Raw genomic sequence first — 13,861 nt, forward strand, 5'->3', positions numbered from 1 at the left:
TCTTATAGTCAACACTTCAAGTGTGACCTGCTCACTCTTTCTCTCCACGAGGGCTACCCAATGTCGCAGGAAAAATCTACCGGAACGGTGTATGTCGTTACCGAAAAAAGTCCCCAAGTCCAGCTGTTCGCTGAATACTTGAACAAGCACACCGGTTGTCAAATTAGTATCCACTCCCCCCACGCAGCGTTACCAATCTCTGCATCGGGCAACATGTTGATACTTATCGATAGTGATCATATCGGCATTGATGCAATGCCCGAGTGGCAAGACAAACTACCCGATGCGCTCACTAAAACCCCCCTCGCCGCCTTCAACATTCACGATATGGATCACGCCCTTGAAGCACTCTCATGTGCACAGCTAAAAGGCGTGTTTTATCGTAATGAAAGTCTCGAGGTCATCTGTAAAGGCATACATGCGCTACTTGAAGGAGAGCTGTGGATGTCGCGGGATTTGATGGCGCGTTTGATTTTGTTCTATCGCAAATACCAGAGTAATGCCTTCCGCCCAGCCTGCGGACTCACTAACCGGGAAATGGAAATTATTTCCCTACTTAGTGCTGGCTCTTCCAATCAACAAATTGCCGAAAAACTGTTTGTTAGCGAACACACCGTTAAGTCACACCTATACAACATTTTTCGCAAAATTAACGTTCACAACCGCATTCAAGCGCTCAACTGGATTCATCAGAACCTGGGCCCGATTCTGCCCAATATTGAGACCGCACGCAGTCTTCAACGACATCGTTAGCGCTAATGCGCAAGGGTAACTGTCATGCCATCAATGCACCGTTTATCCATCAACTTTTTCTTCATGGCGGTATGGATCGGGTCATCTTTAGCATTAGCTAACGAACCAACAGCCCCAACCGATGCATTGCCTGCCAACGAACAAGAAGCGATCGACGCTATTAATCAGCTCTCCAGTCCTGATGGGCCTGGAGTGCAAGGAAGCGCTAATGGAGGAAGTGAGCTAACTGGCGTGATGGTAGATAGAACAATCACCATGGCCGGTAAGACCTTCTACCGAGCCTTCAGCCAGCGGGCGATGGATAACCTGATTATCGGCAATGCCACCATCACCATTAAAGAGCGCCCCGATGCACGCTGGGGCAGCCAAGTATGGGTGATGGAGGGCAACCGTATGTATTTCCGTACACAGCTCTCCCCCAGGATCAATGAAGCCGATCGTACCGCTGAGGAAGCAGTGCAAACCGTCGAAAGAGCCCTGATTGAACGGCAAATATCCGCTTCGCTATCTTCCGACAAAGACTTGGGAAAAGAGGAGATTTTCTAATGAACCCAATAAAAAGAACTTGCTTAGTCGTTATGGGAATGGCCTTGGTGCTATCCACAACAGCACAAGCTGGGGAATTAATCTATAAGCCACTTAATCCTTCTTTTGGAGGTGATCCCTTTGTGGGTAGTTATTTACTAGGAAAAGCGCAGGCTCAAGATACCAATAAAGACTCCAGCGCTAGCCGATCAACTCCCACTTCCGCGACAGAAAGATTACTACAAAGTTTAGAGAGCCGACTCATTTCTCAATTAATAGCGGATGTCAGTTCGGGCGATGTTAGCGAAGGTAGCTTTGATAGTGATGAGTTTGGCGTAGTGGTTAGCGACAATGGTGGTCAATTAGTAGTTAGAGTAGTCGATAAGTTAACTGGAGATGTGACTGAAATAAGCGTGGGTGGGCTATTCAATCCTTAAAACAACAAAATAGCTCACTAAAAATTATCCGTCATCTCAGGGGAACACCATGAAAATTATCGCATCACTTATCGTCGCTAGTTTACTAAGCGGCTGCGCCGGCATGGTCGCTACATCGGAAAATTTAGAAGGTGCAGACGCAACGCTTACCCCCCGTGGAGCTACCTACCAAGATTTAATTTCACTCCCCCCCACAGCTGGGCAAATTTTTGTGTCTGTTTATGACTTTCGCGATCAAACAGGCCAATACCGCCCTGCGCCTGCCAGTACTTTTTCAACCGCTGTCACCCAAGGTGCGGCAGCAATGCTAACCGGTGCGCTGGCGGATTCAGGCTGGTTTATACCGCTTGAGCGTGTCGGTTTACAAAACTTGCTTACCGAAAGACGCATTATACGCGCAGAGTTTGAACGCTTTGGCCAGCCCGATACGCTGCCATCCCTGCGTGCTGCCTCGGTGATGTTGGAAGGCGGTATCATCGCCTACGAATCCAACGTGCGCACTGGCGGCGCTGGCGCTGAGTATTTTGGTATTGGTGCTTCAGGGCAGTACCAAGTTGACCAGGTAACGGTCAATTTACGCGCGGTTGAAATATCCACCGGCGAAGTACTGGCTAACGTAACCACAACGAAAACGATCTACTCGAAAGAGATGCGAGCGGGTGTCTATCGTTTTATTGATTTTCGTCGTTTGCTAGAGGCCGAAGTAGGCCTTACCACGAATGAGCCTGTACAGTTGGCGGTCATGTCAGCGATTGAGTCGGCGGTTATTCATCTTATCGCCAGAGGCGTTGAAAACCGACTGTGGAACCTCGCACCAGGTACGAATATTCAAGATACTGTACTTAATGACTACCTAAATTCCCCAACACCCATGCTTTAATATTTCTTATATAAAAAATTAACAACGGCCACATTAAAAGTGGCCGTTGCATACGTAAGCAATACCTAAAGTGACTAAAAAACTAATTCTCTTATGGTGTTTTTAATAGTTATTATTGTTTTAATAATTGTTAAAAAAAACAATAGTCATCTCAAAAAAATTCGCTATGGTTAATTTCTAAAAACAAGCCAAACTCAACGCATGAATACAAACTGATACTAAAAGTTTCAAAGGGAAAAATATGAAAACGTTCAGTTACAGTAAGCACATGCGAATCTATTTTACTGCGTTAGTGGCCGCTATTTCTTTAACCAACGCTTCCACCTTATTAGCCGCTGGTAATGACTTTACACGTTTGTCTGAAGAAAACGCACGAATAACTCAATATGCAGCAGGTACATACCATAACAATCTATTAAAAAGTAACGTTAGCATTATTAGTCAAAATGGCAATGACAACCAAGCTAATGTTACACAGTCTCGCTCAGCGAGTTATCAAATGGGTAACATCGCCTATATCTATCAAGATGGATATAACAATCAAGCCAGTATTTCTCAAAATAATGGCGCTAACATTGGTTTAATAAAACAGGTAGGTTCAAATCATACCGCAAATATCAGTCAAACTGGTGGCCAATTTGAAATTAAAGCACAAGTAACCCAGTTTGGACGGAACAGTGATATAGCTCTTTCTCAATCGGGCAGTGGCCTTCGCAGCATAAGTGTCGAACAACAAAATTATTCGGGCTATGCACGACCGGTCACTATCGATACCAACTGAGTCGCAGCCAGCTTCTCAGTTATAACCAAAGCAAGTAAATCGTGATACAGGGGAAACACCATGAAAACTCAAATTACTACTATCGCTGCTGCTATTGCTGTTGCATTAAGCATGGGCGTATCTGCTGACCCTCGTGATCCTAATTACGACCATGATGGTAATACTTTCAATGGTGGCAAGGGTGTTTTTGACGCCCAAGCAGGAATTCGCAATGGTTTAAATGGTTATGCTACGACAACTAACCCAAATACTCGGGACTCAATCATACTACAAAATGGCGGCAGTGATAACGTTGCCAACGCCACGCAAAAAGGTACGGAGCAGTATTCCCGTATTCGTCAAATCAGTGATGGCATTGGGAACCAAGCGTTTGTCAATCAAGGCCTAAATGGCGGCAACGAGCAAAATGAATCTGAAGTGCTCCAAATTGGTGGTGAAAATAACCTGGCAAGGGTTACACAAACCGGCAACCTTAACGACTCTTATATTCGTCAAACAGGAACTGGAGATAACACTGCAGACGTTGAACAGTTAAATAACACTGATTCAAGCGATTCAGTTATCTTCCAAGATGGTTATGATAATGATGCATATGTCTCGCAGCTTGATAATTCTGACACCACTTGGAGTCATATTTCTCAAACCGGTGACGGTAATTATGCAGATGTAACGCAGATTCGTGCTAATAACTCAGCTTCGTATATCTTCCAAAATGGTACCGAAGCACATACAGCAACAGTCGTTCAACGTGACGAATCTAACAGCCTCTCTATGATTCGTCAAAATACCAATATGGGTGGCGCCGCTGTCGCTACGCATACTCAAGTAAATGGATCTAATAACTATGCCAGCAGCTTACAGTGGTAAACTGTTAAATTAGTGATTGCCAACCGCCCCTTCTGGGGCGGTTTTTTATTACTTTAAGAATGCAAAAGTTAACGAATCATCAGCGTTAATGTACCCCCGGCCCCCTGAGTCGACGAACGCGACCGATTGCTGCCTTTTTGAATATCTACTTCTAACCGTTCGTCATCGCTTAACAATTTAACGGTGCCTTCAAGCTCTGTACCAGTAAAGGTGTACTCCGCAGGCACTGTACCGCTCTCCTCAACGTGTTCGGTGGTTTCGCCTTCATGGGTAATTCGCCAGTGGGCGTAAAACTCTGCCCCCGGCGAACCGCTCATGGTGATATGGATCTGGGTCATGTCCTGCTCCTGAGGCGACTGAGCAGCCAGCGGGAAGCAAACCAGCAGCCCCGCTGCGCAGATCATGTATCGCCAAGCCGTTGGTCGTGCCATGAGTGTAACTCTCATATAAGCCAAGAGCCGCTCAAGTTGAGCGGCTCTTGACAGTATAGCTGGCTTTAGGTTACGTGCCGTTACATTACCGCAAAGGCTTTTTCTGCTGCATCCAGCGTGAACTGAATGTCTTCCGGGGTATGAGCACTGGACATAAAGCCTGCTTCGTAAGCAGAAGGCGCCAAGTAAACGCCATGATCGAGCATCGCGCCAAAGAAGCGGCGGAAGGCATCCGGGTTACAGGCGGTGGCTTGGGCAAAGTTATCCACACGGCTTTGAGAGGTGAAGAAAAGTCCAAACATACCGCCCGCCGACTGCGTCATCATCGGCACCCGTGCGGCATTGGCACGCTCCTGAAGGCCCGCACAAAGGGTGTTAACCCGCTGGGTAAGCGCATCGTGGAAGCCCGGTACCTGTAGTTTGGTTAGCAGTGCCACACCTGCAGCCATCGCCAACGGGTTACCCGACAATGTGCCCGCTTGGTAAACCGGCCCCAGGGGGGAGATGTTTTGCATTATCTCGCGCTTGCCACCAAAGGCGCCCACCGGCATGCCGCCACCGACAATTTTTCCCAAGCAGGTTAGATCAGGCACTATACCGTAGTGGGCTTGGGCACCGCCCAATGCCACTCGAAAACCAGTCATCACTTCGTCAAAAATCAGCACGCTGCCATACTCGTTACATACTCGGCGCAGCGTTTCCAAAAAGCCCGGTTGAGGCGGAATACAATTCATATTGCCGGCAACGGGTTCAACAATGATGCAGGCAATCTGATCGCCAATTTCGCTAAAACACGCTTCAACCCCTTCAGGGTCGTTAAACGACAGGGTAATAGTGTGTTCAGCCAGCGACGTGGGCACGCCCGGTGAGCTGGGTTCGCCGTGGGTAAGCGCGCCAGAGCCCGCCTTAACCAGCAGTGAATCAGAGTGGCCGTGGTAGTTACCCTCGAACTTAACGATCTTATCGCGGCCGGTGGTACCTCGCGCCAGGCGAATCGCCGACATGGTGGCTTCGGTGCCCGAGCTGGTCATACGCACCATATCCATGGAGGGGATCATCTCGCAGATCAAATCCGCCATGGTGGTTTCGACTGCGGTAGGGGTACCAAAGGACAGGCCGTTGTCTAATCGCGCCCGTACGGCTGCCAATACGTCTTGGTCGGCATGCCCAGTGATCATGGGCCCCCAGGAGCCGACATAATCCACGTAGCGATTGCCTTCGACGTCAAACAGAAAGGCACCTTGAGCACGCTCCATAAAGACCGGCGGGCGGTGCAACCCTTTAAACGCCCGGACGGGTGAGTTTACTCCGCCCGGTATATGGCGACTGGCAAGATCGAACAGTTCAGCTGATGTAGTCATGGCATCCTCTCGGTCAATGGCGTACAGAAGATAGGATCAAAAACGGGCAGCCCGTGAAAAACGATGTGGCAAACACTGGCCGCTGGGCGGTTGAAAGCCTTGAGACAAACTTTGCCAAGTAAAGTGCTGAGCCTGCTCACAAGCTGTTGGTAAGCGCTCACCAACAGCGAGACGAGCAGCTAGAGACGATGCCAGCGTGCAGCCAGAACCATGGAACAATTCAGGCAAACGTGGCCACTGCCACTGGCGAGTAGTATCAGGCGAGTGCAGGGTGTGCACCACCTGTTGGTCGTTGCCGGGCAGCGGCTCATCCGTGGCAGTGACCAGAATGGCTTGGCACCCCTGTGACATCAGTGCCACCGCACGGGCCGTATCATCGAAAGGAGTGATGATGTCGGGCGTAAGCTGAGCCAACTCAGCGCGATTCGGGGTTAAGATATCCACAAGCGGTAACAAGCGATCAATAAACAATTGTCGCAAAGCAGGTGTGGATAACTCAGTTCCGCCACCGGCCTTAAAGACCGGATCGGCCACCACGGGAATGCCTGGAAAACGACGAATAATTTGCTCCGCTGCGCGCAGGGTGTCTTCGTCAGCGAGTAGGCCAATCTTAATCGCCGCGACCTGCATCTCACTAATTGCCTCGGCCATTTGGCGCATCGCGGTCGGCTCAGCAGGGATCACGCGGGTCACATTATGACAATTCTGTACCGTCAGCGCAGTGGGGATCGTTACCGCCCAACCACCACAGGCCGCAATGGCTTCACTGTCAGCGATCAACCCAGCGCCACCAGTCGGATCATGTCCGGCGAGTACCAACACCACGGGGGGAAGCGGTTGGCGCATCAAAAGGGCTTCACAACGGCAAGCAGAATAATCGCCACGAGCGCAATCACCGGCGCCTCATTAAACCAGCGAAAAAACACATGGCCTTTGGTACAACGATCCTGGGCAAACTGCTTCAAATAGATCAAACAAACGTGATGATAGGCGATAAGCAGAACCACTAGCGCCAGCTTGGCATGCATCCAGCCCTGGCTAAACCATTCGGGCACCAGATAGAGCATCCAGCCACCAAAAATGAGTACCGCAATCATCGATGGGGTCATGATGCCACGGTAGAGCTTACGCTCCATGGTTTTGAAATAGCTGATGGCCTGTTCGTCGCCGTTATCCCGCGCAGTGGCGTGATACACATACAGGCGGGGTAAATAGAACAGCGCAGCGAACCACGTCACTACGGCCATTAAGTGAATGGCCTTTACCCATAGGTACATTGTCGCTCCTTAAAGTGATGAGTCCTTCTTACGGGTATCATTCTCTCGTACTTCATTGTCACGAAGGTCGGCACCACGGGGGTCAGTGTAGTGATAATAACGTTCGATGGCGCCACGGGTGATAATACCTGAAATACGCCGCTGCTTTGGGCGATAGCCATGAACGACGTAGAGCGCCCCCAGAGCGTTATCCTGCAGTTTTAGAAACGCTTCGGAAAGCGTCGCCTGTAAACCAATCGGCGCCAGCTCTAAACGCTGGCCGGGGATTTCCAGTAGATCAATCAGCTCATCCTCAGGCGGCTCATCCCCCTGCAGCGCCTCATCGTGCTCAAGTAGCCAGCGTGCCAATTCAGCGGCTTTTAGCGCCAGCACAGGTTTTTCCTCTGTTGACCGCTCAATCACTAACCACACTGGGTTCTTCTCTAATAAAAGCCGCGCTTGATCAGGGGTGATCATTCGCTCGGTGCGCACCAGTTGACGCTCCATCACCGCAGGCACCGAAACCCGTGAGAGTGCCTGCATCAAAGGCTGCTGAAGCGGGTGAAGCCCGTAGCGCACCGTGCTAATAAAGAAACCTTCACAGCCGGTCAATTGACGCGAGGTTAAGCACGCCACCACCACCGCCAACATGCCGGGAAGCATGATACTCGGCGTATGGGTTAACTCCAAAAGCGCCATTAGGGCAGCAAGAGGCGCTTGTAACACCGCCCCCATCATTGCGGCCATGCCTAGCATCGCGTAAATACCAGGATCCGCGGCTTTATCAGACCAAAGCCAGCCTCCCAGTAAACCAAACAGTGCACCTGTGGCAGCACCTATGACCAACACCGGGCCGATAATACCGATGGGTACGCCGCCAGCGACAGTTAGCGCTGTAAGCAGTAGTTTGACGATCATCAGCGCCAGCAGCACTTTAATTTCCAGCTGGTTATTGAGCGCCGCCGCCACGCTGTCATAACCGATGCCCTGAACCTGAGGGAACCACCAAGCCACCGCGCCAGTTGCCACACCCACCAAGCCAAGGCGCATCCAGAGCGGCCACAGCATAATCCGCTGGTTGCGTGAAATATGAATAAACAGCCCCGCTAACAGACCAATCACCAGCCCGGTAACCACAATCCACGGCAAGTTGATCAGTGAACCTAGTGCTATCTCGGGGATACGAAAAGCGGGTTCATTGCCATAAGCCAACTGTGCTACCAGCGCACCCATGGTAGAGGCCAAAATCACGGGCATAAAGCTCACCAAGGTGTACTCCATCATCACCACTTCCATGGCAAAGATGACACCCGCGATAGGCGTGTTAAAAGAAGCGGAAATAGCTGCTGCGGTACCGCACGCCACCAGTACCCTGAGACTATTATTGGGCAAACGCATCTGTTGGCCTAGTCCACTGGCCGCCGCCGCGCCCAAATGAATCGCCGGGCCCTCGCGCCCAGCAGAGAGCCCGCCCAATACCACCACAACACCTACCCACCACTGATTTAACCAATTGCGTAACGGAAAACGGCCCTGATGATAGGTAAGCCGCTCAATTACATGGCCAACGCCCAGCTTGCGCGCTGCCGGTTTTTGCCGGTACAGCAGCACACCCACAAGGGTAACCGCCAACATAGGTAGCAGCGCACGCAGCCAGGGCACCATGCTTTCAAACGCTTCTGGGTCGCCATCGGTCATGTAGAGCGCGGCGCCCGCTTCCAATAGCAGCCGAAACGCCACCATCACAGCGCCGGTAATAACCCCCGAGACAAGGCCCAGCAAACAGAGTTGCGGAAGGGCGTCGACATTGGCCAACTGGCGACGAAAACTCTCTAAGGTAAAATCCGATCGGGAAAAACGCGCCACAGCGACCTTCCTTACTCTTGTATCTTTACACTCTTGTGTATCATAGCTGGATACGCTTAAACAGCTTGGTGTCCTATGCTTAAGCTAATAGCGAATTTGGTTTTCTACTCAGCAGCATCCGTAAGGAGTGATTTGTGATTAAGGTCGGCATTGTTGGCGGTACAGGTTACACCGGCGTTGAACTACTGCGGCTACTCGCCCAGCACCCCCAAGTCAACGTAGCCATGATTACCTCGCGCTCGGAAACCGGCGTCAAGGTGTGCGATATGTACCCCAACCTGCGCGGCCATTACGACACCTTGGCGTTTAGCGAGCCGGACGCCAAACAGCTGGGCGACATGGATGCGGTATTTTTTGCCACACCCCATGGCGTTGCCCATGCCCTAGCCGGTGAGCTACTCGAAAACGGCACTCGGGTGATTGATCTATCGGCCGATTTCCGGCTGCGCGATGCTGACGAGTGGAGCCGTTGGTACGGCCAGGCCCACGGTGCCCCGGAATTGTTGCAAGAGGCAGTATACGGGCTGCCGGAAATGCACCGAGAGAAAATCAAAAACGCACGTTTAATTGCGGTTCCCGGTTGCTACCCCACCAGCGTTCAGCTGGGCTACCTGCCGCTTCTGGAAGCGGGTTTGATCGACCCAGGCCAACTCATTGCTGACTGCAAATCCGGCGTTACCGGCGCAGGCCGTGGCGCTAAAGTAGGTTCACTGCTTGCCGAAGCCAGCGAGTCGATGAAGGCCTACGGCGCCTCGGGCCATCGCCACCTGCCGGAAATTAGTCAAGGACTTAGGGATATCCAGCAATCCACGGTGGGTTTAACCTTTGTGCCCCATTTAACGCCGATGATTCGCGGCATTCACTCCACCCTTTACGGCCAACTAACCGCTGACCCCGGTGATCTGCAGGCGCTCTTTGAGCAGCGCTACGCCGACGAACCCTTTGTCGATGTGATGCCTGCGGGAAGCCATCCTGAAACGCGCAGTGTCAAAGGCATCAATACCTGCCGCTTGGCAGTCCACCGGCCTAACAACGGCAACACTGTGGTCGTGCTATCGGTGATCGATAACCTGGTCAAAGGCGCTTCGGGTCAGGCGATTCAAAACCTCAACCTGATGTTCGGTTTTGACGAGAATACAGGACTCACCGCCCCTGCGCTGATGCCTTGAACCAAACAAAACACCAGCATTCAGAGAATACCTCAAAGGGGTTCTTTACCAAGGCAGTTAACGTGATGCGAGGGCAGGTTGGAGCGAGGGTCTTTCGACATGGATGTCGAAAGTAGCGCCCATGGACGGGTTCACAGCGCCCTCGCGCAAACCTGTCCTCGCCACCGAGGGGATCGGTAGCTAACCTAGACGTTCCTAACTAATTCCCAGCAATAGTTGACCAATTTGCTGGGAATTACCCATAATCATCCCCCAATGCCGATTTATTCGTTCTTAAAGCTCGCGGGAGGTACCCATGAGCGGTGCAGAAGCCTTTGTTCCTACTCCACTACTGCTCTCTGATAGCGCACGAAAACGTATTAATGCGCTGATTGCAGAAGAAAATAACCCATCCCTTAAACTGCGGGTCTATGTAACTGGTGGCGGCTGTTCAGGTTTTCAGTACGGTTTCGACTTTGCAGAAAACGTCGCCGACGATGACACCGTAATAGAGTTCGGTAACGCAGCCCTAGTGGTTGACCCCCTCTCCTACCAATACTTGGTAGGCTCCACCGTCGACTACGAAGAGGGCCTGGCGGGCGCACGTTTTCGCGTTCAAAATCCTAATGCCACCACCACCTGCGGCTGCGGCGCCTCCTTTATGGTCTAAACAGCGTTGGCCCGCAGCGCTCCCCGTGACTTGACGCCCTGACGGTTTCTCGCCAAGGTTAATAGGTCAACAACGGCTTAAATAACGGTTTATAAAGAGCATCAAACGGTAAAAAACCGCTTTGTAACCCGCCATCAGCCATATAAAGCACGGGGAAACTTATGAAAATAGCACTACCACTCAGCCTAACCAAAACAACGCTGGCGCTTGCACTGGGATTGGGCAGCGCCACTGCCGCCATGGCCCAAACGCCATCGGTGAACGTGGCCACTGACCCAAGCTTTGTGCCGTTTGAAATGATGGATCAAGAGACCGGCGAAATGGTCGGCTTCGATATGGATATCATCAACGAAGTCGCCGAACGCGCAGGTTTTGAAGTCAACCTCACGACCATGGAGTTCTCCGGCATCATTCCCGCCGTGCAAACCGGCAGCCAGGAAATCGCCATTGCCGGTACCACCATTACGGAAGAGCGTGCCGAAGTTGTCGACTTCTCCGACCCCTACTACGATTCCGGTCTTCGCATTATTGTGCGTGCCGACAATGACAGCGTCGAAACACTAGAAGACCTTCAGGATCTCGCCGTTGGTACCAAAATTGGTTCCACCAGCTACGACTACCTGCAGCAAGAGCTTGGAGAAGATGCTGACATCACCCCCTTCCCGGGTACTGCCGACATGTACATGGCGCTGCTAGGCCGCAACGTTGACGCGGTGCTCTATGACGCCCCTAACGTTGCCTACTTCTCGCAAACCCGTGGCGAAGGCCGTACCAAGGTTGTTGGCCCGCTATATGAAGGTCAGCAGTACGGCATCGTCTTCCACAAAGGCAGCGAGTGGGTGGAACCCACCAACGAAGCGCTCGCCGCGATGAAAGAAGACGGCACTTACGATGAGATCTACACCAAATGGTTTGGTGAAGCCCCCAGCGAAGAGTGAGTGTAAAACCTCTATAATAGCGTAACGCCATTACAGGGCCGGGTGGCCAAAACCCCCGGCCCTGCTGCGTTGATCATGTGTTTTTTGCCAACTGCTTTTTTGTTTCAGGAGTCTACGCGTGGACGTCAATTTTCAGTTTGATTGGTCGGCGGCGTTTGGGTCTATCCCTTACCTGCTGCCGGGTATTCCCTGGACGCTACTTATCTCATTTGGCGGCTTGGCCATTGGTTTTTTTATCGGCATATTCTTTGGCCTGTTACGCATTAGCCCCCTGCGCTGGCTACGCTGGCCGGCCATCATTTATGTCGAAGTGTTCCGCGGCACGCCGATTCTGGTTCAAGTACTGTTTATTTTTTACGGCTTACCACAACTGCTGGGTGGGCCAATTAACGCCCTGGTCGCCGGTATTGCCGCGATCGCCGTTAATTCCGGCGCTTACATCTCTGAAATCGTGCGTGGCGGTGTGCAGTCAATTGAGCGCGGTCAAGGGGAAGCTTCGCTCTCTCTGGGCCTTTCCCGCACTCAGGCGTTTCGCTACGTTATCTGGCCCCAGGCGTTTCGGCGCATGATCCCGCCTCTTGGTAACCAGGGCATCATCAGCATCAAAGACACCTCCCTGTTTTCAGTGATTGGCGTCAGTGAGCTGGTGCGCCAAGGGCAGATCTATATCGCCACCACCTTCACGGCCCTTGAGGTCTACTTTATGGTCGCCCTGATGTATCTCGCGATCACCTGGACGCTCTCCATCATCCTGCGCCAACTTGAGCGCAGAGGCCTGGCCGGACAATAAGGACACGCGCAATGAGCGAGACATTGAACAACACAACGCAACCAATTGTGCGTATGCAGCAGCTCAACAAGCACTTTGGCAGCCTTCACGTACTCAACGATATTGACCTTACGATTGTGCCCGGTGAAGTTGTCGTGATCATCGGCGCCAGTGGCTCAGGTAAATCGACGCTGATTCGCTGTATTAACGGCCTGGAAGAGTTCCAATCAGGCAGTCTGGTGGTCGATGACAATGAACTGCTGCCCTATGGAAAGAGCACCCAAGCACTGCAAACCATCCGCACCGAAGTGGGCATGGTTTTTCAGCAATTCAACCTGTTTCCCCATCTCAGCGTCATCGATAATGTCACACTGGCGCCGATGAAAGTGCGCGGTTTAAGCCGTGACGACGCGGTCAGCAATGCCAAACGTTTGCTTGACCGGGTGGGTATCGCCGACCAGGCCGATAAGTACCCCAGCCAGCTCTCAGGCGGCCAGCAGCAGCGTGTGGCGCTCGCTCGTGCCTTGGCCATGGAACCCCGGCTGATGCTATTTGACGAGCCCACATCGGCGCTTGATCCGGAAATGATCGGTGAAGTGCTCGATGCCATGCGTGAACTGGCCAAAGAGGGCATGACCATGGTGATTGTTACCCATGAAATGGGCTTTGCCCGTGAGGTTGCCGACCGGGTGATTTTTATCCATAAAGGCGAGATTACCGAGCAGGGACACCCGGAAAAACTGTTCGATTCACCGCAACATGAACGTACTCAATCCTTCCTTGCGCGGGTGCTTAAACACTAGATGTGAACACTCAATGCCCTCGCGTAGACCTGCGCTTGGCACCTAAATAACGCGTTCGCTAATGCGAAATGACGCTTTTTTACCGGCCTGTCGACACGACAGGCCATTTTTTTGCCTGTGGATAAACTTTTTTTACATTAATCGTTTTTATCTCCGCAAGGACTACCATGGGCGTCTCTCAGCGTTAGCTCCACACCCAACGTTGCTTGTTCACAGCTGCGGTAACAACCCAGGTACTGGCCGGTGGATAAGCCGTGGCCAATTGCATCTGTGGATAAGGCGCTATTTCATCCACAGGCTTAGCACCCTTTCTACCCAGGCACTCCCGCCTTCAAACATGTAGAAGTCAACAATATAAGTTGATGAAATAATTAAT

16 protein-coding genes are annotated in these 13,861 nt (G+C 51.8%); 11 read left to right on the plus strand and 5 right to left on the minus strand.

Translation table 11 applies throughout. The annotated features are described in order from the left end of the window. The first annotated feature begins 60 nt into the window (after window positions 1–60). The 6 genes from HZS52_RS04415 to HZS52_RS04440 all read left to right on the plus strand — a co-directional run bounded on the left by HZS52_RS04415 (window position 61) and on the right by HZS52_RS04440 (window position 4,243). Complete coding sequence (locus tag HZS52_RS04415; protein WP_190374211.1) at window positions 61–753, plus strand: response regulator transcription factor; 693 nt, start codon at window positions 61–63, stop codon at window positions 751–753. A 24-nt stretch (window positions 754–777) separates the two neighbouring features. Then, window positions 778–1,299, plus strand: coding sequence for a CsgE family curli-type amyloid fiber assembly protein (locus tag HZS52_RS04420; protein ID WP_190374212.1), 522 nt, complete (start codon window positions 778–780; stop codon window positions 1,297–1,299). After that, window positions 1,299–1,715 (plus strand): curli assembly protein CsgF, encoded by a 417-nt coding sequence (locus HZS52_RS04425; RefSeq protein WP_022521037.1) that lies wholly within the window; start codon window positions 1,299–1,301, stop codon window positions 1,713–1,715. Before HZS52_RS04420 ends, HZS52_RS04425 begins: the two co-directional genes overlap by 1 nt. A gap of 49 nt (window positions 1,716–1,764) precedes the next feature. Next, window positions 1,765–2,595, plus strand: coding sequence for a CsgG/HfaB family protein (locus HZS52_RS04430; RefSeq protein WP_022521038.1), 831 nt, complete (start codon window positions 1,765–1,767; stop codon window positions 2,593–2,595). 241 nt (window positions 2,596–2,836) lie between these two features. Continuing rightward, window positions 2,837–3,376: a hypothetical protein gene (locus tag HZS52_RS04435; protein WP_190374213.1), complete on the plus strand. Its 540-nt coding sequence runs from the start codon at window positions 2,837–2,839 to the stop codon at window positions 3,374–3,376. Between the two features lie 60 nt (window positions 3,377–3,436). Further along, entirely contained in the window at window positions 3,437–4,243 is an 807-nt protein-coding gene (locus HZS52_RS04440) for a hypothetical protein (RefSeq protein ID WP_041157456.1), read from the plus strand. 68 nt (window positions 4,244–4,311) lie between these two features. On the opposite strand, the gene HZS52_RS04445 is transcribed toward HZS52_RS04440, so the two are convergent. From HZS52_RS04445 to HZS52_RS04465, 5 genes are all read right to left on the minus strand, one after another. Next, on the minus strand, window positions 4,312–4,674 hold the full coding sequence (locus HZS52_RS04445) for a hypothetical protein (RefSeq protein ID WP_223828047.1): 363 nt from the start codon (window positions 4,672–4,674) through the stop codon (window positions 4,312–4,314). Window positions 4,675–4,754: 80 nt separating this feature from the next. Further along, window positions 4,755–6,035: a glutamate-1-semialdehyde 2,1-aminomutase gene (gene hemL, locus HZS52_RS04450; protein WP_009286351.1), complete on the minus strand. Its 1,281-nt coding sequence runs from the start codon at window positions 6,033–6,035 to the stop codon at window positions 4,755–4,757. Window positions 6,036–6,071: 36 nt separating this feature from the next. Continuing rightward, window positions 6,072–6,881, minus strand: a complete 810-nt coding sequence (thiD, locus tag HZS52_RS04455; RefSeq protein WP_022521042.1) for a bifunctional hydroxymethylpyrimidine kinase/phosphomethylpyrimidine kinase — start codon at window positions 6,879–6,881, stop codon at window positions 6,072–6,074. Beyond that, on the minus strand, window positions 6,881–7,312 hold the full coding sequence (gene hemJ, locus HZS52_RS04460) for a protoporphyrinogen oxidase HemJ (RefSeq protein ID WP_022521043.1): 432 nt from the start codon (window positions 7,310–7,312) through the stop codon (window positions 6,881–6,883). Before hemJ ends, thiD begins: the two co-directional genes overlap by 1 nt. A 9-nt stretch (window positions 7,313–7,321) precedes the next feature. Next, window positions 7,322–9,157, minus strand: coding sequence for a chloride channel protein (locus HZS52_RS04465; protein ID WP_190374214.1), 1,836 nt, complete (start codon window positions 9,155–9,157; stop codon window positions 7,322–7,324). Between the two features lie 134 nt (window positions 9,158–9,291). On the opposite strand from HZS52_RS04465, the gene argC reads away from it, so the two are divergent. The 5 genes from argC to HZS52_RS04490 all read left to right on the plus strand — a co-directional run bounded on the left by argC (window position 9,292) and on the right by HZS52_RS04490 (window position 13,485). Continuing rightward, on the plus strand, window positions 9,292–10,326 hold the full coding sequence (gene argC, locus HZS52_RS04470; RefSeq protein ID WP_190374215.1) for an N-acetyl-gamma-glutamyl-phosphate reductase: 1,035 nt from the start codon (window positions 9,292–9,294) through the stop codon (window positions 10,324–10,326). Window positions 10,327–10,621: 295 nt separating this feature from the next. Next, complete coding sequence (erpA, locus tag HZS52_RS04475; RefSeq protein ID WP_007112206.1) at window positions 10,622–10,975, plus strand: iron-sulfur cluster insertion protein ErpA; 354 nt, start codon at window positions 10,622–10,624, stop codon at window positions 10,973–10,975. 161 nt (window positions 10,976–11,136) lie between these two features. Next, on the plus strand, window positions 11,137–11,913 hold the full coding sequence (locus tag HZS52_RS04480; RefSeq protein WP_009286347.1) for a transporter substrate-binding domain-containing protein: 777 nt from the start codon (window positions 11,137–11,139) through the stop codon (window positions 11,911–11,913). A gap of 118 nt (window positions 11,914–12,031) precedes the next feature. Next, window positions 12,032–12,703 carry an amino acid ABC transporter permease gene (locus HZS52_RS04485; protein ID WP_009286346.1) on the plus strand — a complete coding sequence of 224 codons (672 nt, stop codon included), beginning with the start codon at window positions 12,032–12,034 and terminating at the stop codon, window positions 12,701–12,703. An 11-nt stretch (window positions 12,704–12,714) separates the two neighbouring features. Next, window positions 12,715–13,485 carry an amino acid ABC transporter ATP-binding protein gene (locus HZS52_RS04490; RefSeq protein ID WP_022521047.1) on the plus strand — a complete coding sequence of 257 codons (771 nt, stop codon included), beginning with the start codon at window positions 12,715–12,717 and terminating at the stop codon, window positions 13,483–13,485. Window positions 13,486–13,861: the final 376 nt, after the last annotated feature.

Origin of the sequence: Vreelandella titanicae (genome assembly GCF_014697095.1) — a bacterium.
GTDB classification, from domain to species: domain Bacteria; phylum Pseudomonadota; class Gammaproteobacteria; order Pseudomonadales; family Halomonadaceae; genus Vreelandella; species Vreelandella titanicae.